Below are 25,311 nucleotides of genomic sequence, written 5' to 3'. Positions count from 1 at the left end.
CTCAGGCGACGCCTCGATGACGTAAAACGAACCCGACCGGGGATACCTCACAATGAGGTATCCCCGGTTGGTCGTTCCTAGGGAGGCAGTGTCGCCGGTATGGTGGCCTGCACTGTTCTTTTTCGTATTCGTCGAACCTCAGACCGTCACCCTTGACGCAGTTGCGCGGGGGTCGCAGGAGGCACCGTGCTCACCGCGTTCGCCCGGGCGTTCAGGACGCCCGACCTGCGCAAGAAGCTGCTCTTCACGCTGGGCATCATCGTGGTCTACCGGGTCGGTACCCACATCCCGATCCCCGGCGTCAACTACCAGGCCGTCCAGAAGTGTGTGAACGAGGCGTCGGGCAACCAGGGCCTCTTCGGCCTCGTGAACATGTTCAGCGGTGGCGCGCTGCTCCAGATCACGGTCTTCGCGCTCGGCATCATGCCGTACATCACCGCCAGCATCATCCTTCAGCTGCTGACCGTGGTCATCCCGCGCCTCGAGGCCCTGAAGAAGGAGGGCCAGGCCGGCACGGCGAAGATCACGCAGTACACCCGCTATCTGACGGTGGCGCTCGCCATCCTCCAGGGCACGGGCCTGGTCGCCACCGCCCGCAGCGGCGCGCTCTTCAACGGCTGCTCGGTCGCGTCGAGCATCGTTCCCGACCAGGCCATCTTCACGACGATCACCATGGTCATCTGCATGACCGCCGGTACGGCCGTCGTGATGTGGCTCGGTGAACTGGTCACCGACCGCGGCATCGGCAACGGCATGTCGATCCTGATGTTCATCTCGATCGCCGCGACGTTCCCGTCCGCGCTGTGGGCCATCAAGAAGCAGGGCACGCTGGCGGGCGGCTGGATCGAGTTCGGCACGGTCATCGCCGTGGGCCTGGTCATGGTCGCGCTCGTCGTCTTCGTCGAGCAGGCCCAGCGCCGCGTCCCGGTGCAGTACGCGAAGCGGATGATCGGCCGCCGCTCCTACGGCGGTACGTCCACCTACATCCCGCTGAAGGTGAACCAGGCGGGTGTGATCCCCGTCATCTTCGCCTCGTCGCTGCTCTACATCCCGGCGCTCGTGGCCCAGTTCGCGGGCAACGACAAGTCGGGCTGGAAGACCTGGGTCGAGCAGAACCTGACCAAGGGCGACCACCCGATCTACATCACCACGTACTTCCTGCTGATCGTTTTCTTCGCGTTCTTCTATGTGGCGATCTCCTTCAACCCCGAGGAAGTCGCCGACAACATGAAGAAGTATGGTGGCTTCATCCCGGGCATCCGGGCTGGCCGACCGACCGCTGAGTACCTCAGTTACGTGCTCAACCGGATCACCTGGCCGGGTTCGCTGTATCTGGGCCTGATCGCTCTCGTACCGACAATGGCGTTGGTCGGCTTTGGGGCAAGCCAGAACTTCCCCTTCGGCGGCACCAGCATCCTCATCATCGTGGGTGTCGGCCTCGAGACGGTGAAGCAGATCGAGAGCCAGCTCCAGCAGCGCAATTACGAAGGGTTCCTCCGCTGATGCGTATCGTCCTCGTCGGGCCGCCGGGTGCCGGTAAGGGAACGCAAGCCGTCCGGCTCGCAGAGAAGCTGGCCATCCCGCACATCTCCACGGGTGACCTGTTCCGGGCCAACATCAGCCAGCAGACCGAGCTGGGCAAGCTCGCGAAGTCCTACATGGACGCCGGAAACCTCGTACCCGACGAGGTCACCATCGCGATGGCCAAGGACCGCATGGCGCAGCCGGACGCCGAGGGCGGTTTCCTGCTGGACGGCTTCCCGCGCAACGTCTCGCAGGCCCAGGCGCTGGACCAGCTGCTGGAGAACGAGGACATCACGCTGGACGCGGTCCTGGACCTGGAGGTCCCCGAGGAAGAGGTCGTCAAGCGGATCGCCGGCCGGCGCATCTGCCGTAACGACTCCTCGCACGTCTTCCACGTGACGTACAGCCCGCCGAAGCAGGAGGGCGTGTGCGACGTCTGCGGCGGTGAGCTGTACCAGCGCGACGACGACTCCGAGGACACGGTCCGCAAGCGGCTCGAGGTCTACCACACGCAGACCGAGCCGATCATCGACTACTACAAGGCGCAGGGCCTGGTCGTGACGATCTCGTCCCTGGGCCCGGTGGACGAGATCACGCAGCGGGCGCTGGAGGCCCTCAAGCGCGAGAAGGCCCAGCAGTAGATCCCGGCCCTTTCCGGCCGCGGTGCCCTCCTCCTCCCGGATGACGTCCGGGAGGACCCCCTGGGCGCCGCGGCCGTACTGTTGTACAGGTAACCCAGTCGACGTGAGTGACGGAGAGCGCAGGCCCCCCATGGTGCAGATCAAGACCCCCGAGCAGATCGCCAGGATGCGGGCGGCGGGCCTGGTCGTCGCCGCCATCCACGCGGCCACGCGCGAGGCCGCCGTGCCGGGTGCCAGCACCAAGGACCTGGACGAGGTGGCCCGCAAGGTCCTCGCCGAGCACGGCGCCCGGTCGAACTTCCTCGGCTACGGCGGCTTCCCGGCCACCATCTGCACCTCCGTCAACGACGTCGTCGTGCACGGCATCCCCTCCGAGGACGTCGTCCTGAAGGACGGCGACATCATCTCCGTCGACTGCGGCGCGATCATCGACGGCTGGCACGGCGACGCGGCCTACACGGCGTTCGTCGGCTCCGGCCACGCGCCGGAGCTGATCGAGCTGTCGCGGGTGACGGAGGAGTCGATGTGGGCCGGCATCGCGGCCATGAAGCCGGGCGGCCGCCTGGTCGACGTCTCCCGGGCGATCGAGACGTACATCCGCCGCCAGCCCAAGCCGGGCGGCGGCCGGTACGGGATCATCGAGGACTACGGCGGCCACGGCATCGGCACCGAGATGCACATGGACCCGCACCTGCTGAACTACGTCGACCGCCGGCGCGGCAAGGGCCCGAAGCTGGTGCCCGGTTTCTGCCTGGCGATCGAGCCGATGGTCTCCCTCGGCACCCCGCGCACCGAGGTCCTCGAGGACGACTGGACCGTCATCACCACGGACGGCACCTGGTCCTCCCACTGGGAGCACTCGGTCGCCCTCACCGAGCAGGGGCCGCTGGTCCTGACGGCGCCGGACGGCGGCCGGGCGAAGCTGGCGGAGTACGGCATCACGGCCGCTCCGGACCCTCTGGCATAAGGGTCACCCGCGTGGGGCAGACTTCCTCGATTCGCCTTTCCGGGTGCGCCGACGTAGACTGACTCGTCGGCTCTCGTGCACCCGCATGTCCGCATGCTCCCGCAAGGGAATCCCAGGGAACGCCCGAGGGTCGATCAAGGTAGTCGATTCGAAGGGCGAAGCGTGGCCAAGAAGCAAGGTGCCATCGAGATCGAGGGCACTGTCGTCGAGTCTCTTCCGAACGCCATGTTCAAGGTCGAGCTCCAGAACGGCCACCAGGTCCTGGCGCACATCAGCGGCAAGATGCGTATGCACTACATCCGTATCCTCCCTGACGACCGGGTCGTGGTGGAGCTTTCTCCGTACGACCTCACGCGCGGCCGGATCGTCTACCGGTACAAGTAGATCTTGCCCGAGCCCCGGGCCCGCCCGGAGCGATGGCACTGACCCGGAGAACCTCACCCCATGAAGGTCAAGCCGAGCGTCAAGAAGATCTGCGACAAGTGCAGGGTGATCCGCCGTCACGGCCGGGTCATGGTCATCTGCGAGAACCCGCGCCACAAGCAGCGCCAGGGCTGACGCAGGAACACCACCCTCTGCACCGCTATCGCAGAGATTCGCGCGACGCGAGCTGAATATGTTCATACGCAGGGCCCAAGTCGTCGCGAGCGGCTTGACACCCCCGGTCGGAGGCCGGGGACCCGGTTCGTACCTGGTACGGCGGCCGGGAACCGGTCCTGTGGAAGACCTCCGAAGATTCACCAGGAGCCATTGAATGGCACGCGTTTCCGGTGTCGACATCCCGCGCGACAAGCGCGTGGAGATCGCGCTCACCTACGTGTTCGGCATCGGCCGGACCCTCTCGAAGGAGACGCTGGCTGCGACCGGCGTCGACCCGAACGCCCGCGTCCGTGACCTGTCCGAAGAGCAGCTGGTCGCGATCCGCGAGTACGTCGACAACAACATCAAGACCGAGGGTGACCTCCGTCGCGAGATCCAGGCCGACATCCGCCGCAAGGTCGAGATCGGTACCTACCAGGGTCTCCGTCACCGTCGCGGTCTGCCTGTCCGCGGTCAGCGCACCAGCACCAACGCTCGTACCCGCAAGGGTCCGCGTCGCGCCATCGCCGGCAAGAAGAAGCCGGGCAAGAAGTAGTCCGCAGCGGACATCTGTCCACGGTCTTCGCTGTAGGACCGACCACCTCCCTAGGAGTAAGTAGATGCCCCCCAAGGGACGTCAGGGCGCCGTCAAGAAGGTGCGCCGCAAGGAAAAGAAGAACGTCGCTCATGGCAATGCCTACATCAAGAGCACGTTCAACAACACGATCGTCTCCATCACGGACCCGTCGGGCAACGTGATCTCCTGGGCCTCCGCCGGCCACGTCGGCTTCAAGGGCTCCCGGAAGTCCACGCCGTTCGCCGCGCAGATGGCCGCCGAGTCGGCTGCCCGCCGCGCGCAGGAGCACGGCATGCGCCGCGTCGACGTGTTCGTCAAGGGCCCGGGTGCCGGTCGTGAGACCGCGATCCGTTCCCTTCAGGCCACGGGTCTCGAGGTCGGCTCCATCCAGGACGTCACCCCGACCCCGCACAACGGCTGCCGCCCGCCGAAGCGTCGTCGCGTCTGACGCGTCGGCCGCGTGCCGGTCTGAGGATTCCGGGCGGTACGGCTCCGTGAAAGGGCCGTATCGCCCGTACCCTTGCCATACCCGTGCGGTGCGAACCCACGGTTTTGTCGGACGTCAAATAGCGGGCGTCCACGAAAGAAGGATCTGATCCACTCATGCTGATCGCTCAGCGTCCCTCGTTGACCGAAGAGGTCGTCGACGAGTTCCGCTCCCGGTTCGTGATCGAGCCGCTGGAGCCGGGCTTCGGTTACACCCTCGGCAACTCCCTGCGCCGTACCCTCCTGTCGTCGATCCCGGGTGCCGCCGTCACCTCGATCCGGATCGACGGCGTCCTGCACGAGTTCACCACCGTGCCGGGCGTCAAGGAGGACGTCACCGACCTGATCCTCAACATCAAGCAGCTGGTCGTCTCCTCGGAGCACGACGAGCCGGTCGTGATGTACCTGCGCAAGCAGGGCCCGGGTCTGGTCACCGCCGCCGACATCGCGCCCCCGGCCGGTGTCGAGGTGCACAACCCCGACCTCGTCCTCGCCACGCTCAACGGCAAGGGCAAGCTGGAGATGGAGCTGACCGTCGAGCGCGGTCGCGGCTACGTCTCCGCCGTGCAGAACAAGCAGGTGGGCCAGGAGATCGGCCGTATCCCGGTCGACTCCATCTACTCGCCGGTGCTGAAGGTCACGTACAAGGTCGAGGCCACGCGTGTCGAGCAGCGCACCGACTTCGACAAGCTGATCGTCGACGTCGAGACCAAGCAGGCGATGCGTCCGCGCGACGCCATGGCCTCCGCGGGCAAGACGCTGGTCGAGCTGTTCGGTCTCGCCCGCGAGCTGAACATCGACGCCGAGGGCATCGACATGGGTCCGTCCCCGACGGACGCCGCCCTGGCCGCCGACCTCGCGCTGCCGATCGAGGAGCTGGAGCTGACGGTCCGCTCCTACAACTGCCTCAAGCGTGAGGGCATCCACTCCGTGGGTGAGCTGGTCGCGCGCTCCGAGGCCGACCTGCTGGACATCCGCAACTTCGGTGCGAAGTCCATCGACGAGGTCAAGGCGAAGCTGGCCGGCATGGGCCTGGCCCTGAAGGACAGCCCGCCCGGATTCGACCCGACCGCCGCCGCCGACGCCTTCGGCGCCGACGACGACGCGGACGCCGGGTTCGTGGAGACCGAGCAGTACTGAGCACTCCGCGAGGAGGCCGGTGCTGCGGCTGCCGGCCCGCTGCGGCGGGTCGCGCGGTCCCCGCGCCCCTGACGGGGCGCGGACCCTCCGGGCGCCTGAGGCGCCCGGATCTCCGACGGGTGATCGCCCGCTCGGACACTGACCCCGGTACCTGACACGGCCGGGGCAGACACCTAGGAGAGACACCATGCCGAAGCCCACCAAGGGTGCCCGTCTGGGCGGCAGCGCCGCGCACGAGAAGATGCTCCTCGCGAACCTCGCGAAGGCGCTCTTCGAGCACGGCCGCATCACCACCACCGAGGCGAAGGCGCGCAAGCTGCGTCCGTACGCCGAGCGTCTGGTCACCAAGGCGAAGAAGGGCGACCTTCACAACCGCCGCCAGGTGCTCCAGGTCATCACGGACAAGAGCATCGTGCACACGCTCTTCACCGAGATCGGCCCGCGGTACGAGAACCGTCCCGGTGGCTACACCCGCATCACCAAGATCGGTAACCGCCGTGGCGACAACGCGCCCATGGCCGTCATCGAGCTGGTCGAGGCGCTGACGGTGCAGCAGAACGCCGTGGGTGAGGCCGAGGCCGCCACCAAGCGCGCGGTCAAGGAGTCCGACGAGGCCAAGGCCGAGGAGACCAAGGTCGAGGAGACCGAGGCTGCTCCGGCCGAGGAGTCCAAGGACGCCTGAGGCTCTGCCTGACGCTGTGAGCGGGTCCGCCCTCCGGGGCGGGCCCGCTCTCGCGTTCTCCGCCCCCGGACTCGCCCTGAGAGGATCCCTACGTGAGTGACGAAGTACACCCCGGACTCGTACGCATCCGCCTCGACCTGTCCTACGACGGCAGCGCCTTCCACGGCTGGGCCAAGCAGGCCGGCGGCAGGCGGACCGTGCAGGGCGAGATCGAGGACGCCCTGCGGACGGTGACGCGGTCGAAGGAGACGTACGACCTGACCGTGGCCGGGCGGACCGACGCGGGCGTGCACGCGCGCGGGCAGGTGGCCCATGTCGACCTGCCGGCCGGGCTGTGGGCGGAGCACGGGGAGAAGCTGCTCAAGCGGCTCGCCGGGCGGCTGCCGAAGGACGTCCGGGTGTGGCGGCTGTCCGAGGCCCCGGCCGGGTTCGACGCCCGCTTCTCGGCGGTCTGGCGGCGCTACGCGTACCGGGTCACCGACCATCCGGGCGGGGTCGATCCGCTGCTGCGCCACCACGTGCTGTGGCACGACTGGCCGCTCGACGTGGACGCCATGAACGAGGCGGCCCGGACGCTGCTGGGGGAGCACGACTTCGCCGCGTACTGCAAGCGGCGGGAGGGGGCCACGACCATCCGGACGCTCCAGGAGCTGAGCCTGGTGCGGGGCGGCGACGGGATCATCACCGCCACCGTCCGGGCGGACGCGTTCTGCCACAACATGGTGCGTTCGCTGATCGGGGCGCTGCTGTTCGTGGGCGACGGGCACCGGGGCCCGAAGTGGCCGGGGAAGGTGCTGGCCGCCGGTGTGCGGGACTCCGCCGTGCATGTCGTACGACCGCACGGGCTGACGCTGGAGGAGGTCGGCTACCCCGCCGACGAGCTGCTGGCGGCCCGGAACAAGGAGGCCCGGAACAAGCGGTCGCTCCCCGGGACCTCGGGTTGTGAAACCTGTTAGTCGCGTTGCAGCCCGCATCACATGTGCGCCGTGTCCGCAGGTGCGGGCGTAGATGCCTTACCGGCCCCTACGCTTGGAGGACGCGCTGCGCGGGGCCGACCTGGTCCTGCGTCCGACCGAGTGGCCGCCCTTCCGGGCGATCGACCCGGTGCGCGCCGCCCCGCTGGTGGCCCGGTCCCGGATCGTGGACGGGCGAGGGGCGCTCGACGCGGACCGCTGGGCCGCGGCGGGCTGGTACTTTCGCGCGCCGGGCACCCCGGCGCCGGCGGGGGAGGGGCAGTGCGGGCTTACGACGAGACGCCGGTCACCGTGGTGATGCCGACGTACAACGAGGCGGCGAACCTGCCGGGCATGGCCGAGGCCGTGCTCGGGCTGCCGCTGGACGGGTTGCACCTGAAGATCGTCGACGACTCCAGCCCGGACGGCACCGGGCGGATCGCCGAGGAGCTGGCGGAGAAGTACGGCAGCGGCGGCCGGCGCCGGATGAGTGTGCTGCACCGCACGGAGAAGGACGGACTGGGGCGGGCCTACACGGCCGGCATGTCCGCCGCGCTGGAGGAGGGCGCCGCGTACGTCGTCCAGATGGACGCCGACGGCAGCCATCCGGTCGAGGCCGTGCCGCGCATGCTGGCCGCGGCCGTCGACTCGGGCGCCGGTCTCGTCGTCGGCAGCCGCTACGTCGCGGGCGGCTCGCTGGACGAGCAGTGGGGTGCGCACCGGGTGCTGCTGTCGCGCTTCGCCAACCGGTACGCGCGCGCCGTCCTCGGCACCGAGATCCAGGACGTCACGGCCGGGTTCAACCTGTGGTCCGCGGCGACTCTCAGGGACGTGGACCTGGCGTCCCTGGACAGCGCGGGCTACAGCTTCCAGGTGGAGCTGAAGTACAAGGCCGTACGGGCCGGACACCGGGCCGTCGAGATCCCGATCCGCTTCGCCGAGCGGACGGAGGGTGTCTCGAAGATGACCTTGCGCGCCCAGCTGGAGTCGGCGGTGGTCCCGCTGCGGCTGCGCCTGAAGCGGCACCGGCCGCCCGGCCGCTAGCGTGCGGCGGCGGCCGACGCCTGGATCCGGCCGCGGCGGTTGATCTGATTGACGGTGAACTGGGCCAGGTCGTTGCCGGTGCGGAAGACCGTGGTGTCCTTGGTGGTGACGTCCTTGCCGCTGGTGAAGCCGGAGATCGTGAAGTAGGCGTAGCGGCCGTAGGCGTTGCGGGTCGAGCGGCAGAACGGCCCGTCGCAGAACGGCTTGACCCCCTTGCCGAACAGCGAGCGCACGATGCTCCTGTCGTCGGTCTGGGAGCGGGCCTTCGCGGCCTGGGCGGCGGTGTCGAAGACGGCGACGCCCACGGTGACCCCGATGCCGCCGTCGGTGTAGGTCACCCGCATCAGACGGGTGCAGCCGTTGGCGGTGAGGATCTTGGGCAGGGTGGCACCGGCGGCCGTGGCACAGCTCGTGGTGTCGGCCGTCAGGCCCTTCTTGTACACCGTGCCGCCGATGGTCAGCCGTGTGCCCGGGAACAGCGTGTCGGGGCTGAGCGGGGCGGTGTCCTTCCTGGCGCTGGAGACGAACTCCGTGGGGTCCAGCGGTGGCGGGGCGCTGGTGGGTGCGAACGACGGCGTCGCGGTGCCGGTGCCGGGCAGCGCGGAGCCGGCGGGCGCGCTGCCGGCGCCCGTCCTGCCGTCCCCGCCGTTCGCGGAGACGACGGCCATGGCGACCGCGGTGCCTATCGCGACGGTGGCGAGCGCGCCGCCGGCTGTGAACAGCAGCTTGCGGCGCTTGTTCCGCGTCTCCGAGGCCTCGGCGAGCGCGGCCCAGTCCGGCGACCCGTCGTCGGCTGCGCTGTTCCATGGCTGCTGGGAATGCGGTTTCCAGGGATCCCACGGAGACTGGGGTCCCCCCTGCCCGTAACTCATGGGGCGCATCTTAGACGGGGCGCGGGGGGTGCCGGAGGGCGTCGGGCGGCATGCCGCGTTTGTCCGCCGTCCGGTTCCGGGGCGTTTCGTGCGGGGTGTCGGGCGGACTCGTTTTGACCCGTCCGGGGGCTGACCGGTAACCTACTTCTTCGTTGTGTATTGGCTTGCTCATTCTCACGGGACGGGCCCTTACACCGGTCCACCGGGCCGATGACCAGCGACCAGCACGCGGTTTGCGTCACCGCTGTGCGGTCAGGGCTGTCGTGATCGTTTCGGTGACCTTGTTTAGGACCATTCACTCGAAGCGAAGGCTACGAACCGTGCGTACGTACAGCCCCAAGCCCGGCGATGTGACGCGCCAGTGGCACGTCATCGACGCTCAGGACGTAGTCCTGGGCCGTCTCGCCACCACCGCAGCGACCCTCCTCCGGGGCAAGCACAAGCCGATCTACGCGCCGCACGTCGACGCTGGTGACTTCGTCATCATCATCAACGCCGACAAGGTGCACCTGTCCGGCAACAAGCGGACCCAGAAGATGGCGTACCGCCACTCCGGCTACCCGGGTGGTCTGCGTTCCGTCCGCTACGACGAGCTGCTCGACAAGAACCCCGAGAAGGCCATCGAGAAGGCCGTCAAGGGCATGCTCCCCAAGAACACGCTGGGCCGTCAGATGCTCTCGAAGCTGAAGGTCTACAAGGGTGACCAGCACCCCCACGCTGCCCAGCAGCCGGTGCCGTTCGAGATCACCCAGGTCGCGCAGTAAGTCCGGCCACCCCCTAAGACCGTAGAGAATCTGAGGAGAATCGTGGCCGAGACCACTGCCGAGCAGCCGCTCGAAGAGCTTGACATCGACAGCTACACCACCGAGTCCGAGGTCCCCGTCGAGGGTGAGTACACCTCGGAGTCCCTGGCCTCCCGCTTCGGCGAGCCCCAGCCGGCCGCCGGCCTGGGCCGCCGCAAGAACGCCATCGCCCGCGTCCGGATCGTTCCGGGCACCGGCAAGTGGAAGATCAACGGCCGCACCCTCGAGGACTACTTCCCGAACAAGGTGCACCAGCAGGAAGTCAACGAGCCCTTCAAGGTGCTCGAGCTGGAGGGTCGTTACGACGTCGTCGCCCGCATCGCGGGTGGCGGTGTGTCCGGTCAGGCCGGTGCGCTCCGTCTCGGTGTCGCCCGTGCGCTGAACGAGGCCGACGTCGACAACAACCGCGGCCCGCTGAAGAAGGCCGGCTTCCTCACGCGTGACGACCGTGCGGTCGAGCGCAAGAAGGCCGGTCTGAAGAAGGCCCGTAAGGCTCCGCAGTACAGCAAGCGCTAAGCTTCGCTGCCTGCTCGTACGTGGTACGGGCTTCGGCTCCGCGTACTCCGAACGCCCCGGCGGCACGCCATATGTGCCGCCGGGGCGTTCGTTTATCCCAGCCAAGGGCGTATAACGACACAAGACGCTCAGAGGCTTGTGTGATCGGATGCCGAGGCGTCTGCCACCCGACGCGGCACCCCTCCGCTTCCGACAATGACGTTTCCTCAGGAGGACAAGTGGGACGACTCTTCGGCACGGACGGCGTGCGCGGTGTCGCCAACGCGGATCTGACGGCCGAGATGGCGCTCGCCCTCTCGGTCGCCGCGGCGCACGTACTGGCCGAGGCGGGCACCTTCGAGGGCCACAAGCCGACGGCGGTGGTCGGACGGGACCCGCGGGCGTCCGGGGAGTTCCTGGAGGCGGCGGTCGTGGCCGGCCTGGCCAGCGCCGGCGTGGACGTCCTGCGTGTCGGGGTGCTCCCGACCCCCGCGGTGGCGCATCTCACCGGCGCGCTCGGCGCCGACCTCGGCGTGATGCTCTCCGCCAGCCACAACGCCATGCCCGACAACGGGATCAAGTTCTTCGCCCGCGGCGGTCACAAACTCGCCGACGAGCTGGAGGACCGGATCGAGTCGGTCTACGAGTCCCACCGGCACGGCGAGCCCTGGCAGCGGCCGACGGGCGCCGGCGTGGGCCGCGTGCGGTCGTACGAGGAGGGCTCCGAGCAGTACATCGCCCACCTGCTGTCGGTCCTGCCCAACCGGCTCGACGGACTGAAGATCGTGCTGGACGAAGCGCACGGCGCGGCCTCGGGGGTCTCGCCGGAGGCGTTCGCCCGGGCGGGTGCCGAGGTCGTCACCCTCGGCGCCGAGCCGGACGGGCTCAACATCAACGACGGCTGCGGTTCGACCGACCTGACCCAGCTGAAGGCCGCGGTCGTCGCGCACGGCGCGGACCTCGGTGTCGCGCACGACGGTGACGCCGACCGCTGCCTGGCCGTGGACCACACCGGCGCCGAGGTCGACGGCGACCAGATCCTCGCCGTCCTCGCGCTGGCGATGCGGGAGCGCTCGGCGCTGCGCGCCGACACCGTGGTCGCCACCGTGATGTCCAACCTCGGCTTCAAGCTGGCCATGGAGCGGGCGGGCATCCGGCTCGTGCAGACGGCCGTGGGCGACCGGTACGTGCTGGAGGAGCTGAAGGAGCACGGGTACGCCCTCGGCGGCGAGCAGTCCGGGCACGTGATCATCCTCGACCACGCCACCACCGGCGACGGCACGCTGACCGGGCTGCTGCTGGCGGCGCGGGTCGCGGCGAGCGGCCGCACGCTGCGGGAGCTGGCGTCCGTGATGGAGCGGCTGCCCCAGGTACTGATCAACGTGCCCGACGTGGACAGGTCGCGGGTGGGCACGTCCGCGGATCTCGCCGCCGCCGTCGCCGAGGCGGAGCGGGAACTGGGGGAGACCGGCCGGGTCCTGCTGCGCCCCTCCGGCACCGAACCGCTGGTCCGGGTGATGGTCGAGGCCGCGGACATCGACCAGGCCCGGGCGGTCGCCGGGCGGCTGGCCGACGCGGTGAAGTCGGCGCTGGGCTGACGCCGGGCAGAGGTGCCGGGGACCGCCGCCGGCCGGCGGCGGTCCCCAGCACCTCTCAGGCCGGCTGCCCCCGCCGTCCCCAGAAGAACTTCTGGGCGAGCAGCGTCAGCGTCCCGGCGACGATGATGCCGATCAGGTTCAGCAGCAGCTGTTCCGAGGAACGCACCGCCTGGTGGGTGTCGCTGTAGACCAGGGCCACGGCCGCGTTCGCGGCGGCGGGCACGGTCGTCACCGAGATGGCGACGCCGACCAGGGCACCCGACTTGGCGGACGTCAGCGACAGCGTGCCCGCGATCCCGGCGAGCACGGCCACGACGAACGAGAACCAGTCCGGGGCGTAGATGAAGCCGGTGTTGGGCCGGTCGGCCTCCAGCTGGGACTTGTGGAACAGGCCGACCGCGTCCATGAACAGGCTGAACGCGCTCGTCAGCGCCATGGCCGCCGCGAAGCCCACCACCAGCGCGATCACCGACCGCCATGCCAGGCGTGGACGGCGCCGGACCAGGGCCGTGCAGATGCCGGCCAGCGGCCCGAACTCCGGTCCCACGGCCATCGCGCCCACGATCAGGATGGCGTTGTCCAGCACCACACCGCAGGCCGCGATCATCGTGGCCAGCGTGATGAACGCGACATAGGTGAACGACAGCGTCGACTCCTCGTGGGTCGCCTCGGTCAGGCCCTCCCACAGCACCGCGTCCGCGCCCTCGCCCGGCGCCGCCTCCTCCGCCTCGTCGGCCCGGCGGGACAGGGAGAGGTCGATGTCGTCGACGGCGATCGAGCCGGTGTCGTCCAGGCCCAGGCGCCGCAGCCCGGCGATGAGCCCGTCACCCGCCTCGCGGGCCACGTCGCACAGGACGACGTCCCCGGCCGGGTCACGGGCGGCACCCGGCAGCACGACGAGGTGGGCGGTGCCGACCGTCCCCTCGATCAGACGGACCACCTCGTCGGTCCGCTCCTTCGGGGTGATCAGACGCAGATGCAGCATGCGCCCCATCTAACAGGGCGGCTCACAGCTTGCGCAGGCGCAGGCGCTGCACCGTGTGGTCCGCGCCCTTGCGCAGGATCAGTCCGGCCCGGCCGCGGGTCGGGGCGATGTTCTCCACCAGGTTGGGCTTGTTGATGGTCCGCCACAGCGTGCGGGCGTAGTCCACCGCCTCCTCCTCGGAGACCTGGGTGTACTTGCGGAAGTACGACGACGGGTCCTGGAAGGCCGTGCGGCGCAGCTTCCGGAAGCGGTCGAGGTACCAGCGCTCGATGTCCTCGGCGCTCGCGTCGACGTACACGCTGAAGTCGAAGTAGTCGGCGAGACCGACCCGGGTACGGCCGTCCTTGCCGGGCAGCGCGGGCTGAAGGACGTTCAGGCCCTCCACGATCAGGATGTCGGGCCGGCGGACGGTGAGCTTCTCGCCCGGCACGATGTCGTAGATGAGGTGGGAGTAGACCGGCGCGGACACCTCGGCCTTGCCGGCCTTGATGTCGGCGACGAAGCGGGTGAGGGCCCGGCGGTCGTAGGACTCGGGGAACCCCTTGCGCGACATCAGGCCGCGGGCCTCCAGCTCCCGGGTGGGCAGCAGGAAGCCGTCGGTCGTCACCAGCTCCACCCGAGGGTGCTCGGGCCAGCGGGAGAGCAGGGCCTGGAGCAGCCGGGCGACGGTGGACTTGCCCACGGCCACCGAACCGGCGACGCCTATGACGAACGGGGTGCCGGACTGCGAGCCCTTCTCACCGAGGAAGGTGTTCAGTGCCCCTCTCAAGCCGTCCGTGGCACCGACGTAGAGGTTGAGGAGCCGGGAGAGCGGGAGGTAGATGTCCCGCACCTCGTCCAGGTCGATGACGTCGCCGAGACCGCGCAGCTTCTCCACCTCCTCGGCCGTGAGCGGCAGGGGGGTCTTGTTTCGCAGCGCGCTCCACTCGGCGCGGGTGAGGTCGACGTAGGGAGTCGCCTCCGGCCTGTGCCGGTGGGCGCTCCGGGGCATCGGGGGGACCGGTGAGATCACAGTCCATTGTTAACGGAGTCTGAACGGGGTGGCGGGTGGGGTGCGTCACGTGGGCCCCGCTCACGGCCCGTGCCGGTATGGCTGCTCGACGAGGTACTCCACTTCTGACACGAGGAACTCGCCGTAGTGCATCTCCGAGCCCAACTCGCTTAGTCGCGCGTACTGGTCCGGGGAGAGCTTCGCGCTGGATCGGGGCCCGGCCTCGGAGATCGCTCTCAGCAGCAGTCGGAGCGCCAGATCGGGCGTGCAACCGGTGGCGCACCGGGCCAGGGCGTCCCGGATGCCGTCCGGCAGGAGGCGAGCTCGGCCGATCTCGGCCAGGACCGCATCCAGGCAATGGGCACCGTCCTCGGTATCGGGGCCCGTGAGCGCCGGGGCGGCGGGTCTGACGGCCAGCCAGGCATCACACAGGTCGACGATGGTCGCCGTCCATGCGGGTCCCGAGGTGAAGCCCCTGCGCGGGTCGGAGAACGCTCCTCCCGGATTCGTTGCGGCCTGCCACAGTGTTTCGATCGTCGCCGCGTCGAGGTTGTCGAGCAGGGACCGCGCGTCCCGGCGGATGGCCAGGACCGCTTCCGGCTCGAGATCCGGATCGAGGTGGTACCGGACAGCCTCGGCGCCGGTGGCTCCGTTGTGCGTCCAGTCCGCGTGGAACATGGTGGTCAGCCACGTCAGGCCGAAATCGGCTTCGTCGAACCGCTTCATTCGCACCTCCTGCGTCGGGAACGCGGTGAACACACAGAAGCCATTCTTGTGGCCCTTCGCGCGCTTGAGCACGACCCGATAGGTGTTCTTCGCGGGTGTGATGCTCCTGTCGCTGTGAGCCAGATATCCGAGCGAGCTCTTCTCGTGGCCGCCGTCATTCAGCGCGATGTCGATCAGCTCGACGGCGGTGTGGTGGAAGGTGCGCGTCACCGGTTCGGCCCGGGAGCGCCAGTTTCCCGGATCGGCGGCCAGCAGCCGGTCACCGGTGCGCACGTCACGGATGGCCTTGCGGCTGTCGTCGGCCATGGCGACCGCGGTGGAGCCAGGGAAGCTGTTGACCGGGCAGGCCGTTCGCAACTCCTCGTAGACGTCCACCGAATGCTCGATGTCCGCCAGCGCCTCGGCGTCGACGGCCAGTGCTTTCAGTGCCTTGAGCGCGCCGGTGATCCCTTCACCGGATCGCAGGGCTGCGTCCACGCCTCGCATCGCCTCGGCGACCTTGCCGAGCGGTCCGCCGAGCGGCAGCCAGGTCGCTGCCCATGCACAGTCGCCCAACGTACCGCTGCCGTCACCGGTGGCCTTGTGGTAGCAGCCGGTGAAGTCGCCCTTGATCGAGTCGAAGATGCCCTTCCAGACATCCACGGTCACGTCCCACGCGGAGGGGAAGGCTCCCTCGGTCCCTGGCGGACCAGCGTTTCACCCGGCCATTTCCGATTTCGGGCACGCGCTGACGGTTTCGTGCCGTCATCCGCCCTTAGGCTGCCGCTCATGTGCGGAATCGTGGGATACGTAGGGTCGCAGTCGGCGCTCGATGTCGTGATGGCCGGGCTGAAGAGGCTGGAGTACCGGGGGTACGACTCGGCGGGTGTCGCCGTGCCGGCGGACGGTGGGCTGGCCGCCGCGAAGAGGGCCGGGAAACTGGTCAACCTGGAGAAGGAACTGGTCGACCGGCCGCTGCCGGCGGGCTCGACCGGCATCGGGCACACGCGCTGGGCCACGCACGGCGGCCCCACGGACGCCAACGCACACCCGCACCTGGACAACGCGGGCCGGGTCGCCGTCGTCCACAACGGCATCATCGAGAACTTCGCCGCGCTGCGGGCGGAACTGGCCGAGCGGGGACACGAGCTGACCTCCGAGACGGACACCGAGGTGGTCGCCCACCTCCTCGCCGAGGAGTTCTCGGCGACCGCCGACCTGGCCGAGGCCATGCGGCTGGTGTGCCGGCGGCTGGAGGGCGCCTTCACGCTCGTCGCGGTGCACGCCGACGAGCCGGACGTGGTCGTCGGTGCGCGCCGCAACTCCCCGCTCGTGGTGGGCGTGGGGGAGGGCGAGGCTTTCCTGGCCTCCGATGTCGCCGCGTTCATCGCCCACACGCGCTCCGCGATCGAACTGGGCCAGGACCAGGTGGTGGAGCTGCGCCGCGACGGTGTCACGGTGACCGGTTTCGACGGCCGCCCGGCCGACGTCCGCTCCTACCACGTGGACTGGGACGCCTCCGCCGCCGAGAAGGGCGGCTACGACTACTTCATGCTCAAGGAGATCGCCGAGCAGCCCAAGGCGGTCGCCGACACCCTGCTCGGGCGCATCGACCACGCCGGCTCGCTGACGCTGGACGAAGTGCGGATCAGCCCCTCCGAGCTGCGCGAGATCGACAAGGTCGTGATCGTCGCCTGCGGTACGGCCTTCCACGCCGGCCTGATCGCCAAGTACGCCATCGAGCACTGGACGCGGATCCCGTGCGAGGTGGAGCTGGCCAGTGAGTTCCGCTACCGGGACCCCATCCTCGACGCGCAGTCGCTGGTGATCGCCATTTCCCAGTCCGGCGAGACCATGGACACCCTCATGGCGCTCCGGCACGCGCGCGAGCAGGGCTCCAAGGTGCTGGCGATCTGCAACACCAACGGCTCGACGATCCCCCGTGAGTCGGACGCGGTGCTGTACACGCACGCGGGTCCCGAGGTGGCCGTCGCCTCCACGAAGGCGTTCCTGACCCAGCTGGTCGCCTGCTACCTGGTCGCCCTGTACCTGGGCCAGGTCCGCGGCACCAAGTGGGGCGACGAGATCCAGGACGTGGTCAGGGAGCTGTCCCGGATCTCGCTCGAGGTCGAGCGGGTCCTGGAGACCATGGAGCCGGTACGCGCGCTGGCACGCACGCTCGCCGACAAGAACACGGTGCTCTTCCTCGGCCGGCACGTGGGCTACCCGGTGGCGCTGGAGGGCGCGCTCAAGCTGAAGGAGCTCGCCTACATGCACGCCGAGGGCTTCGCGGCGGGCGAGCTGAAGCACGGCCCGATCGCGCTGATCGAGGAGGACCTGCCGGTGGTGGTGGTCGTGCCGTCGCCGCGCGGCCGGTCCGTCCTGCACGACAAGATCGTGTCCAACATCCAGGAGATCCGGGCACGGGGTGCGCGGACGATCGTGATCGCGGAGGAGGGGGACGAGACGGTGGTCCCGTACGCCGACCACCTGATCCGGATCCCGGCCACGCCGACGCTGCTCCAGCCGCTGGTGGCCACAGTGCCGCTCCAGGTCTTCGCGTGCGAGCTGGCGACGGCGCGGGGCAACGAGGTGGACCAGCCGCGGAACCTGGCGAAGTCGGTGACGGTGGAGTGAGCGGGCGAGGGGCGAACGGCCGGCCGCCGTGCGCCCCTCGCCCGACTAGGCCGCGCAGGTCACCAGTTGATGCAGGTCTTCGGGACCCAGCCGTCCTTCTTGTCGCCGCCGTAGTACCACAGGTTGCTCTTCTTGCCGCAGGCCGTGTACGAACCGCCCTTGTAGGCCTTGCCGTCGTTGCAGACCCCGCCCTTCTTGCCCTTGCCCCAGATGCCGACGGCCGTGGCCGTCGTCCTCGGCGAGGTGCGGACGTTGACGGTCTCCTTGGCCTTGACGTTGACGATCGCCTTGCTGCAGTCCCTCGGCAGCGTGGCCGCGGAGGCGGTGCCGGCGGTGGCGACGGCGCCGGTGAGGGCCGTGCCGATGAGGGCGACGGTGGTGAGCGCGGTGCCCAGAGACTTCAACTTCAAGGCGGGTTCCTCCCGTTGTGTGCGATGGCGTCCGTGCGGACACGGATCACCGGACACCAGGAAGACTAAGGCCTGCGCACCCATGTCATGATCGCGGTTCTCAGTGCACCGAGAAGCCGCCGTCCACGTGGATCGACTGGCCCGTGACGTAGGCGGAGGCGCGGCTCGCAAGGAAGACGGCGGCGCCCTCGAAGTCCTCGGCGAGGCCGTTGCGGCCGGCCATGGTGCGCGCGGCCAGCGCCGACACCTTCCCGGGGTCGGCCGACAGCCGGGCGTTGAGCGGGGTCATCACGAAGCCCGGCACGAGGGTGTTGCAGGTGACCCCGTACGGCGACCAGGCCTCCGCCTGCGAGCGCGCCAGTGACTCCAGCGCGCCCTTCGAGACGCCGTAGGCGCCGCTGTGCACGAACGCCCGGTGCGCCTGCTGGGAGCTGATGTGGATGATCCGGCCGAAGCCCCGCCCGGCCATGCCCGGCCCGAACCGCTGCCCCAGCAGGAACGGGGCCTCCAGGTTCACCGCCAGCGTGGCGTCCCACACCTCCTCGTCCAGCTCGCTCATCGGCGGACGCAGGTTGATCCCCGCGGAGTTGACGAGGATGTCCGGTTCCCCGAAGGCACCCGCCGCCTCCTCGGCGACCGCGCGCACGCCCTCCCGGGACCCCAGGTCACCGCTGACCCAGGCCGCCCGGCAGCCCTCGGCGGCCAGCTCGGCGACGGTCGCGGCCAGCCGCTCCTCCCCGCGCGCCACGACCACCACCCGTGCCCCGGCCCGCGCCAGCGCACCGGCCACGGCCCGGCCGATACCGGAACTGCCGCCGGTCACCAGGGCGGTGCGGCCGTCGAGGGAGAAGAGCTCGGAGAGGTACGAGGGGGAGGAGGGCATGGCGGAAGAGTAGGCGAGCGCGGGGAGCGGTACGGCGGCCGGTTCGGGCCCGGGTGCCCGGGCACGCCGTGCCGTCGCGGTGGACGGACCGGCGGGGCCGTGGCCGTAGGGTGCACGGCATGAGCATCATCGGGGTGGGCATCGACGTCGCCGAGATCGACCGGTTCCGGGCGTCCCTGGAGCGGACCCCCGGGTTGGCCGACCGCTTGTTCGTGGAGCGCGAGCTGCTGCTGCCCAGCGGGGAACGGCGAGGGATCGCCTCGCTCGCGGCGCGGTTCGCCGCCAAGGAGGCGCTGGCGAAGGCGCTGGGGGCGCCGCCCGGGCTGCACTGGACCGACGCCGAGGTGTTCGTGGAGGGCAGCGGGCAGCCCCGGCTGCGGGTGAAGGGGACCGTGGCGGCGCGGGCCGCGGAGCTGGGCGTGCGGGCGTGGCACGTGTCGCTCAGTCATGACGCGGGCGTCGCCTCGGCCGTGGTGGTCGCCGAGGGCTGACCCGTGCGGCGGCCCGGGTGTGGGCGGCGGTGATTCCGGGGCAGACTCGGTGCCATGCGTACTGCGTACAGCGTGGAGACGGTAAGGGCGGCCGAACGGGTGCTGCTGGCGCGGCTGCCGGAGGGGGCGCTGATGCAGCGGGCCGCCGCCGGGCTGGCCGCCGCCTGCGCCGGACTGATCGGACGGGTGTACGGCAGCCGGGTGGTGCTGCTGGTCGGCAGCGGGGACAACGGCGGGGACGCCCTGTACGCGGGGGCGCGGCTGGCCCGGCGCGGGGCCGGGGTCACCGCCGTACCGCTGTCGCCGGGACGGGTGCACCACGCGGGGCTCGCCGCCCTGCGGCGGGCGGGCGGCGTGGTCGCCGCCGCCGAGGCCGCCGAGGACCTGATCTCGCGGGCCGACCTCGTCATGGACGGGATCGTCGGCATCGGCGGCAAGGGCGGCCTGCGGCCCGACGCCGAGCGGCTCGCCGGGATGGTGGCGCGGTCCCGGGCCGCCGTCGTGGCCGTGGACCTGCCCAGCGGGGTCGACGCGGACACCGGGGAGGTGCGGGGGGCCGCGCTCCGGGCCGACCTGACCGTCACCTTCGGCACGTACAAGCCGGGACTGCTGGTGGACCCCGCACGGGAGTACGCCGGCGTCGTGCGGCTCGTCGACATCGGGCTGGAGCCGCCCGCCGAACCCGAACTGGAGGCCCTGCAACACGCCGACGTGGCCCGGCTGTTGCCGGAGCCGGCCGCGGAGAGCGACAAGTACCGGCGGGGGGTCGTCGGGATCGCCGCCGGGTCGGCACGCTATCCGGGGGCCGCCGTGCTGGCCGTGTCCGGTGCGCTGCGGGGCGGGGCGGGGGCCGTACGGTACGTCGGCCCGGCCGGGGACGCGGTCCTCGCGCGCCACCCCGAGACCCTGGTCTCCGACGCCGGCCCCGCCGGCGCCGGGCGGGTACAGGCCTGGGTGGTGGGGCCGGGCGCCGGTGACGACGCGGCGACCGTGGCGGAGGTGCTGGCGACGGACGTACCGGTGCTGCTGGACGCGGACGGGCTGCGGCTGGCCGGGCGGGAGGCGGTACGGGGGCGTACGGCGCTGACGCTGATGACCCCGCACGCGGGCGAGGCCGCCGCGCTGCTCGGGGTACGGCGGGAAGAGGTCGAGGGCGCCCGGCTGGCCGCGGTGCGGGAGCTGGCGGCGCGGTACCGGGCGACGGTGCTGCTGAAGGGGTCGACGACGCTGGTCGCCGACTCCGGGGGCGGGCCGGTGCGGGTGAATCCCACGGGGACGCCGTGGCTGGCCACCGCGGGCAGCGGGGATGTGCTGTCCGGGCTGGCGGGGTCGCTGCTGGCGGCGGGGCTGGCCGCGGTGGACGCGGCGAGCGCGGGCGCGTACCTCCACGGCCTGGCGGGCCGCCTCGCAGCCGGCGGCCCCCACCCGCACGGCGCCCCGGCAGCCGCCCACGACATTGCGTCCCACATCCCCCTGGCCTGGCGGAACACCCGAACCTGACCCCCCGCAGGGGTGCGGGGAACGGCGTGCCCGGCCAGGACGGCCCCGCGCCCGCCCACGCACAGCGCCTCCCGCAAGCTCCCGCCCAGGCACCCTGTCACCCCAGGCGCACCCCAACTCCCCAGCGGCGCGGGGAATTGTGCGCCCGGACATGACGAACCCGCCCCCGGCACCCCGCCCCCGGCACCGGACGCCCCGCCCGCCGCCGGGCGTCCGCCCCCCGGGTGACCCCCTCCGCGCGGCACCCCCATCCCCGCGGCTCCTCACGTTTGGCTGATTGCATGATCAGCGGACGATTTGTGTACCGGGGTATCGCGGTGCTGCTCGCCGCCGGCACGGCGTTCCCGGTGGCCGGCAGCCCCGGCACGGCCGTGGCCGCAGTACGCGCCGTACCCACCCCCCGCAGCCCGGACATCTCCCCGAAGCCACCCGCCCCCGCTCCAGCCCATGCCACCGCCGCCGTCCCCCTCTCCGGCCTCGTCCCCGGCGTGCCGCCGAGCCCCGCTCAGCCCTGGCAGATCGACAGGCCCGACCAGGCTCTGCCGCCGAGGGTGTACACACCCGGCGCGGCGGAGGACGCCGTGGAGCCGAGGGACGCGGCACCGGGGACGTACGACCTCATCGAGTACGTGCCGCTGGGGGACGCCGTCGCAAAGGTGACGTGCACCAAGCAGACCGGCCCGTACCAGCGTCAGGTCGAACGGTGGCTGAAACTGAAGGCGGACGGCAGGCAGTCCGCCTCCGACTGCAGGACGATCCGGGCGTTCCAGATCGCGTACCGGATCAAGCCGGCCAGCGGGTTCGCCGGACCCGTCACCTGGTCGACGATGATGCTGATCTCGGCCGGGAAGAACCCGAACGCCGCCGGGAAGTGCCCGGTGCGGTCCTACCGGGTCGCCTGTGTCGATCTGGACCGCCAGCTCACCTGGGTGCAGAAGGGCTCCCGGGTGCTGTTCGGCCCGGTGCCGATGCGCAGCGGAGGCAGGGGCCACGTCACCCGCAAGGGCTGGCACACCGTGTACTGGCGGCACAAGAACCACGTGTCGACCCTGTACGGCCAGGCCATGCCGTACGCCCAGTTCTTCGACGGCGGCGAGGCCTTCCACGCCGTGTACGGCAGCATCTACACCACCGCCGGCTCCATGGGCTGTGTGAACCTGAGGCTCGCCGACGCACGCAGGCTGTGGGGCGTGCTGAAGAAGGGTGACCGCGTCTTCGTGTGGGGGCGCAGGGCGGGTACCTGACACGGCGCCCGGAGCGCGTTCGGCCCCCTCTGAGACACTGGGGGCGCCATGAGTGAGACTTCAGCTGTGCCGACCGCCTCCTTGCGGGCCCGCGCCGAGATCGATCTGGGCGCCCTGCGCGCCAACGTGCGGGCCCTGCGCGCCCGCACGGGGGGCGCCGGCGTGATGGCCGTCGTCAAGTCCGACGGGTACGGCCACGGGGCGGTGCCCTGTGCCCGCGCCGCCCTCGCGGCGGGCGCGTCCTGGCTGGGCACGGCCACCGCCGAGGAGGCCCTCGCGCTGCGCGCGGCCGGGCTGCCGGGCCGGATCCTGTGCTGGCTGTGGGTGCCGGGCGGGCCCTGGCGGCAGGCGATCGAGGCGGACATCGACGTGTCGCTGAGCGGCATGTGGGCCCTGCGGGAGGTCACCGCCGCCGCCCGGGAGGCCGGGCGGGTCGCACGGGTGCAGCTCAAGGCCGACACCGGGCTCGGCCGCAACGGCTGCCAGCCCGGCGAGGACTGGGCCGCCCTGGTCGCCGAGGCGCTGCGTGCCGAGGCCGCGGGCCTGGTCCGCGTCACCGGCCTGTGGTCGCATCTCGCGTGCGCCGACGAGCCCGGCCACCCGTCCGTCGCCGTGCAGCTCGGCCGCTTCCGGGAGATGGTGGCGTACGCCGAGGAGCGGGGCGTACGGCCCGAGGTGCGGCACATCGCCAACTCGCCGGCCGCCCTCACCCTGCCCGAGTCCCATTTCGACCTGGTCCGCACGGGCATCGCCCTGTACGGGATCTCGCCCAGCCCCGAGCTGGGCACCCCGGCCGATCTCGGACTGCGCCCGGTGATGACGCTCAGCGCGTCGCTGGCCCTGATCAAGCGGGTGCCCGGCGGGCACGGCGTGAGCTACGGCCACCACTACGTCACCCCGGGCCCCACGACGCTCGGCCTGGTGCCGGTCGGCTACGCGGACGGCATCCCGCGGCACGCCTCCGGCACCGGCCCGGTGCTGGTCGACGGCAAGTGGCGGACGGTCGCCGGGCGGGTCGCCATGGACCAGTTCGTGGTGGATCTCGGCGGTGACGAGCCGCCGGCGGGGGCGGAGGCGGTGCTGTTCGGGCCCGGCGACCGGGGTGAGCCGACCGCCGAGGACTGGGCGCAGGCGTCCGGCACGATCGCGTACGAGATCGTCACGCGCATCGGAACGCGCGTTCCCCGCGTCTACGTGAACGGGCAGCAACCCGGGTAACCCGTTCGGGAGCGGCGACCAGGACCGTCCGACCGTCCGTCATCGGCCCTCCCGCGAGTCCTGCGCGAGCACAGGGGCACCATCCGTTTCACCCCACCAGCGAACTGTTGTACGGCGAAGAGGAGCGGTACGTGAGCGAGAGCACCGCGGAGGTCGTGGCCGACGTCGTCGCCTCGGCGGCCGCCGCCTCCGCCGCGGGGGCGGCCGGGGGCTGGCGCCGGGCGACCGGCGTCGCCGGCACCGCGATCGGCGTCCTCGCCGCGGGCGCGGCGGCCGGTGTCGCCATCGAGCGGATGACGGTCGGGCGCGGAATGCGCCGCCGGGCCCGGCTGGCACTGGACTCCACCGGGCCGTACGGCACCCTGCGCGGCACCCCCGGCAAGGCGCACGCCGACGACGGCACCGAGCTGTACTACGAGGTCGACGAGACCGAGCCCGACGTGGGGCCGGACGTCTCCCCGCGCCGGCGCCGGCTCTTCGGCCGCAAGACGCCCGCCCCGGTCACCGTCGTCTTCTGCCACGGCTACTGCCTCAGCCAGGACTCCTGGCACTTCCAGCGGGCCGCACTGCGCGGGGTGGTGCGCACCGTGCACTGGGACCAGCGCAGCCACGGGCGGTCCGCGCGGGGCGTGGCCCAGACCCGGGACCGGGTGCCGCTGACCATCGACCAGCTCGGCCGCGACCTCAAGGCCGTGCTCGACGCCGCCGTACCGGAGGGGCCGGTGGTGCTGGTCGGCCATTCCATGGGCGGCATGACCGTCATGGCACTCGCCTCCCAGTACCCCGAGCTGATCCGGGACCGGGTCGTGGCCACCGTCTTCGTGGGGACGTCGTCCGGGCGGCTCGGCGAGGTCAACTTCGGGCTGCCGGTGGCCGGTGTCAACGCGGTGCGCCGGATCCTGCCCGGGGTCCTCAGGGCGCTGGGGCAGCAGGCGGAGCTGGTGGAAAGGGGCCGCCGGGCCACCGCCGACCTGTTCGCCGGGATCATCAAGCGGTACTCGTTCGCGGGGCGCGACGTCGACCCGGCGGTGGAACGGTTCGCCGAGCGGATGATCGAGTCCACTCCGATCGACGTGGTCGCCGAGTTCTACCCGGCCTTCACCGACCACGACAAGACCGAGGCCCTCGCCTGCTTCCGGGACATGCCCGTGCTGGTGCTGGCCGGGGTGCGGGACCTGGTCACGCCGAGCGAGCACAGCGAGGCCATCGCCGACCTGCTCCCGGACGCCGAGCTGGTGCTCGTGCCGGACGCCGGGCACCTGGTGATGCTGGAGCACCCGGAAGTGGTCACCGACCGCCTCGCCGACCTGCTCACCCGCGCGGGCGCGGTACCCGCAGGAGCTACCGTAAGTGGCTATGGAACGACCAGCAGCACCCGTGGCACCGCACCGAAGCGCTGAGACCCGGCTGACGGTCACCTCGCCCGAGCAGATGCGGGAGCTGGGCCGCCGGCTCGCCGCTCTGCTGCGCGCGGGTGACCTGGTCATGCTCACCGGGGAACTGGGCGCGGGCAAGACCACGCTGACCCGCGGACTCGGCGAGGGCCTGGGCGTGCGCGGCGCGGTCACCTCGCCGACGTTCGTCATCGCCAGAGTGCATCCCTCCCTCGGCGACGGCCCGCCCCTGGTCCACGTGGACGCCTACCGGCTCTCCGGCGGCTTGGACGAGATGGAGGACCTGGACCTCGACGTCTCCCTGTCCGACTCGGTGATCGTCGTGGAGTGGGGCGAGGGCAAGGTGGAGGAGCTGACCGAGGACCGGCTCCAGATCGTCATCCACCGCGCCGTCGGGGACACCACCGACGAGGTGCGGCACGTGACCCTGGCGGGGCTGGGGGAGCGGTGGTCCGGCGCCGGTCTGGACACGCTGTCCGGCTGAGCCCGGCG

27 protein-coding genes are annotated in these 25,311 nt (G+C 71.0%); 21 read left to right on the top strand and 6 right to left on the bottom strand.

Features of this window, described 5'->3' with window-relative positions:
• Positions 1 to 186 precede the first annotated feature (186 nt).
• The 11 genes from secY (at position 187) to ACGFT1_RS13170 (ending at position 8,593) form a co-directional block, all read left to right on the top strand.
• Positions 187 to 1,503, top strand: a complete 1,317-nt coding sequence (gene secY, locus ACGFT1_RS13220; protein WP_356818721.1) for a preprotein translocase subunit SecY — start codon at positions 187 to 189, stop codon at positions 1,501 to 1,503.
• Positions 1,503 to 2,165, top strand: a complete 663-nt coding sequence (locus ACGFT1_RS13215; RefSeq protein WP_373909069.1) for an adenylate kinase — start codon at positions 1,503 to 1,505, stop codon at positions 2,163 to 2,165. The genes secY and ACGFT1_RS13215 overlap by 1 nt, the downstream gene beginning before the upstream one ends.
• A gap of 130 nt (positions 2,166 to 2,295) precedes the next feature.
• Entirely contained in the window at positions 2,296 to 3,132 is an 837-nt protein-coding gene (gene map / locus ACGFT1_RS13210; RefSeq protein ID WP_373909234.1) for a type I methionyl aminopeptidase, read from the top strand.
• 162 nt (positions 3,133 to 3,294) lie between these two features.
• Positions 3,295 to 3,516 (top strand): translation initiation factor IF-1, encoded by a 222-nt coding sequence (gene infA / locus ACGFT1_RS13205; protein WP_003948620.1) that lies wholly within the window; start codon positions 3,295 to 3,297, stop codon positions 3,514 to 3,516.
• Between the two features lie 60 nt (positions 3,517 to 3,576).
• Positions 3,577 to 3,690, top strand: coding sequence for a 50S ribosomal protein L36 (gene rpmJ, locus ACGFT1_RS13200; protein WP_003998809.1), 114 nt, complete (start codon positions 3,577 to 3,579; stop codon positions 3,688 to 3,690).
• A gap of 196 nt (positions 3,691 to 3,886) precedes the next feature.
• Positions 3,887 to 4,267 (top strand): 30S ribosomal protein S13, encoded by a 381-nt coding sequence (gene rpsM, locus ACGFT1_RS13195; protein ID WP_121787367.1) that lies wholly within the window; start codon positions 3,887 to 3,889, stop codon positions 4,265 to 4,267.
• Between the two features lie 64 nt (positions 4,268 to 4,331).
• Positions 4,332 to 4,736, top strand: coding sequence for a 30S ribosomal protein S11 (rpsK, locus tag ACGFT1_RS13190; RefSeq protein WP_121787366.1), 405 nt, complete (start codon positions 4,332 to 4,334; stop codon positions 4,734 to 4,736).
• A gap of 155 nt (positions 4,737 to 4,891) precedes the next feature.
• Positions 4,892 to 5,914 (top strand): DNA-directed RNA polymerase subunit alpha, encoded by a 1,023-nt coding sequence (locus ACGFT1_RS13185; RefSeq protein WP_003966937.1) that lies wholly within the window; start codon positions 4,892 to 4,894, stop codon positions 5,912 to 5,914.
• Between the two features lie 187 nt (positions 5,915 to 6,101).
• A complete protein-coding gene (gene rplQ, locus ACGFT1_RS13180; protein ID WP_373909068.1) occupies positions 6,102 to 6,596 on the top strand; it encodes a 50S ribosomal protein L17 in 495 nt (164 codons plus the stop codon).
• 92 nt (positions 6,597 to 6,688) lie between these two features.
• A complete protein-coding gene (gene truA, locus ACGFT1_RS13175) occupies positions 6,689 to 7,552 on the top strand; it encodes a tRNA pseudouridine(38-40) synthase TruA (protein ID WP_373909067.1) in 864 nt (287 codons plus the stop codon).
• Positions 7,553 to 7,867: 315 nt separating this feature from the next.
• Positions 7,868 to 8,593, top strand: a complete 726-nt coding sequence (locus tag ACGFT1_RS13170) for a polyprenol monophosphomannose synthase (protein WP_373909233.1) — start codon at positions 7,868 to 7,870, stop codon at positions 8,591 to 8,593.
• On the opposite strand, the gene ACGFT1_RS13165 is transcribed toward ACGFT1_RS13170, so the two are convergent.
• On the bottom strand, positions 8,590 to 9,465 hold the full coding sequence (locus ACGFT1_RS13165) for a hypothetical protein (protein ID WP_373909066.1): 876 nt from the start codon (positions 9,463 to 9,465) through the stop codon (positions 8,590 to 8,592). The genes ACGFT1_RS13170 and ACGFT1_RS13165 overlap by 4 nt on opposite strands.
• A gap of 320 nt (positions 9,466 to 9,785) precedes the next feature.
• Between ACGFT1_RS13165 and rplM the strand changes: the two genes are divergently transcribed.
• The 3 genes from rplM (at position 9,786) to glmM (ending at position 12,361) form a co-directional block, all read left to right on the top strand.
• Positions 9,786 to 10,229: a 50S ribosomal protein L13 gene (gene rplM, locus ACGFT1_RS13160; protein WP_030345455.1), complete on the top strand. Its 444-nt coding sequence runs from the start codon at positions 9,786 to 9,788 to the stop codon at positions 10,227 to 10,229.
• Between the two features lie 42 nt (positions 10,230 to 10,271).
• Positions 10,272 to 10,784 (top strand): 30S ribosomal protein S9, encoded by a 513-nt coding sequence (gene rpsI / locus ACGFT1_RS13155; protein ID WP_301972785.1) that lies wholly within the window; start codon positions 10,272 to 10,274, stop codon positions 10,782 to 10,784.
• Between the two features lie 218 nt (positions 10,785 to 11,002).
• Positions 11,003 to 12,361 carry a phosphoglucosamine mutase gene (gene glmM, locus ACGFT1_RS13150; RefSeq protein WP_373909065.1) on the top strand — a complete coding sequence of 453 codons (1,359 nt, stop codon included), beginning with the start codon at positions 11,003 to 11,005 and terminating at the stop codon, positions 12,359 to 12,361.
• 55 nt (positions 12,362 to 12,416) lie between these two features.
• On the opposite strand, the gene ACGFT1_RS13145 is transcribed toward glmM, so the two are convergent.
• From ACGFT1_RS13145 to ACGFT1_RS13135, 3 genes are all read right to left on the bottom strand, one after another.
• Positions 12,417 to 13,346, bottom strand: a complete 930-nt coding sequence (locus ACGFT1_RS13145; protein WP_373909064.1) for a DUF389 domain-containing protein — start codon at positions 13,344 to 13,346, stop codon at positions 12,417 to 12,419.
• A 22-nt stretch (positions 13,347 to 13,368) separates the two neighbouring features.
• Positions 13,369 to 14,337 carry a type I pantothenate kinase gene (gene coaA / locus ACGFT1_RS13140; protein ID WP_373909232.1) on the bottom strand — a complete coding sequence of 323 codons (969 nt, stop codon included), beginning with the start codon at positions 14,335 to 14,337 and terminating at the stop codon, positions 13,369 to 13,371.
• A gap of 81 nt (positions 14,338 to 14,418) precedes the next feature.
• On the bottom strand, positions 14,419 to 15,705 hold the full coding sequence (locus tag ACGFT1_RS13135) for a hypothetical protein (RefSeq protein WP_393733284.1): 1,287 nt from the start codon (positions 15,703 to 15,705) through the stop codon (positions 14,419 to 14,421).
• A 126-nt stretch (positions 15,706 to 15,831) separates the two neighbouring features.
• Between ACGFT1_RS13135 and glmS the strand changes: the two genes are divergently transcribed.
• Positions 15,832 to 17,679 carry a glutamine--fructose-6-phosphate transaminase (isomerizing) gene (gene glmS / locus ACGFT1_RS13130; protein WP_373909062.1) on the top strand — a complete coding sequence of 616 codons (1,848 nt, stop codon included), beginning with the start codon at positions 15,832 to 15,834 and terminating at the stop codon, positions 17,677 to 17,679.
• Positions 17,680 to 17,738: 59 nt separating this feature from the next.
• Here glmS and ACGFT1_RS13125 read toward each other — a convergent pair whose 3' ends face one another.
• Both ACGFT1_RS13125 and ACGFT1_RS13120 read right to left on the bottom strand, forming a co-directional pair.
• Positions 17,739 to 18,089, bottom strand: coding sequence for a hypothetical protein (locus ACGFT1_RS13125; protein ID WP_373909061.1), 351 nt, complete (start codon positions 18,087 to 18,089; stop codon positions 17,739 to 17,741).
• A 100-nt stretch (positions 18,090 to 18,189) separates the two neighbouring features.
• Positions 18,190 to 18,972, bottom strand: a complete 783-nt coding sequence (locus ACGFT1_RS13120; protein WP_373909060.1) for an SDR family NAD(P)-dependent oxidoreductase — start codon at positions 18,970 to 18,972, stop codon at positions 18,190 to 18,192.
• A gap of 119 nt (positions 18,973 to 19,091) precedes the next feature.
• Between ACGFT1_RS13120 and ACGFT1_RS13115 the strand changes: the two genes are divergently transcribed.
• The 6 genes from ACGFT1_RS13115 (at position 19,092) to tsaE (ending at position 25,303) form a co-directional block, all read left to right on the top strand.
• Positions 19,092 to 19,463 (top strand): holo-ACP synthase, encoded by a 372-nt coding sequence (locus ACGFT1_RS13115; protein ID WP_373909059.1) that lies wholly within the window; start codon positions 19,092 to 19,094, stop codon positions 19,461 to 19,463.
• A 54-nt stretch (positions 19,464 to 19,517) separates the two neighbouring features.
• The gene (locus tag ACGFT1_RS13110; RefSeq protein ID WP_373909058.1) at positions 19,518 to 20,963 is read left to right on the top strand and encodes an NAD(P)H-hydrate dehydratase; all 1,446 of its coding nucleotides are present in this window, start codon (positions 19,518 to 19,520) and stop codon (positions 20,961 to 20,963) included.
• A 281-nt stretch (positions 20,964 to 21,244) separates the two neighbouring features.
• Entirely contained in the window at positions 21,245 to 22,207 is a 963-nt protein-coding gene (locus ACGFT1_RS13105; protein WP_373909057.1) for a L,D-transpeptidase family protein, read from the top strand.
• Between the two features lie 48 nt (positions 22,208 to 22,255).
• Positions 22,256 to 23,425 carry an alanine racemase gene (gene alr, locus ACGFT1_RS13100; RefSeq protein WP_373909056.1) on the top strand — a complete coding sequence of 390 codons (1,170 nt, stop codon included), beginning with the start codon at positions 22,256 to 22,258 and terminating at the stop codon, positions 23,423 to 23,425.
• 131 nt (positions 23,426 to 23,556) lie between these two features.
• The gene (locus ACGFT1_RS13095; RefSeq protein ID WP_373909055.1) at positions 23,557 to 24,825 is read left to right on the top strand and encodes an alpha/beta fold hydrolase; all 1,269 of its coding nucleotides are present in this window, start codon (positions 23,557 to 23,559) and stop codon (positions 24,823 to 24,825) included.
• A complete protein-coding gene (gene tsaE / locus ACGFT1_RS13090; protein WP_373909054.1) occupies positions 24,782 to 25,303 on the top strand; it encodes a tRNA (adenosine(37)-N6)-threonylcarbamoyltransferase complex ATPase subunit type 1 TsaE in 522 nt (173 codons plus the stop codon). Before ACGFT1_RS13095 ends, tsaE begins: the two co-directional genes overlap by 44 nt.
• Positions 25,304 to 25,311 lie beyond the last annotated feature (8 nt).

This window comes from Streptomyces sp. Y20 (assembly GCF_043195475.1).
Taxonomy (GTDB): Bacteria; Actinomycetota; Actinomycetes; order Streptomycetales; family Streptomycetaceae; genus Streptomyces.
The sequence above is the reverse complement of the archived record's forward strand: the minus strand, read 5'-3'. Positions and strand labels throughout refer to the sequence as shown.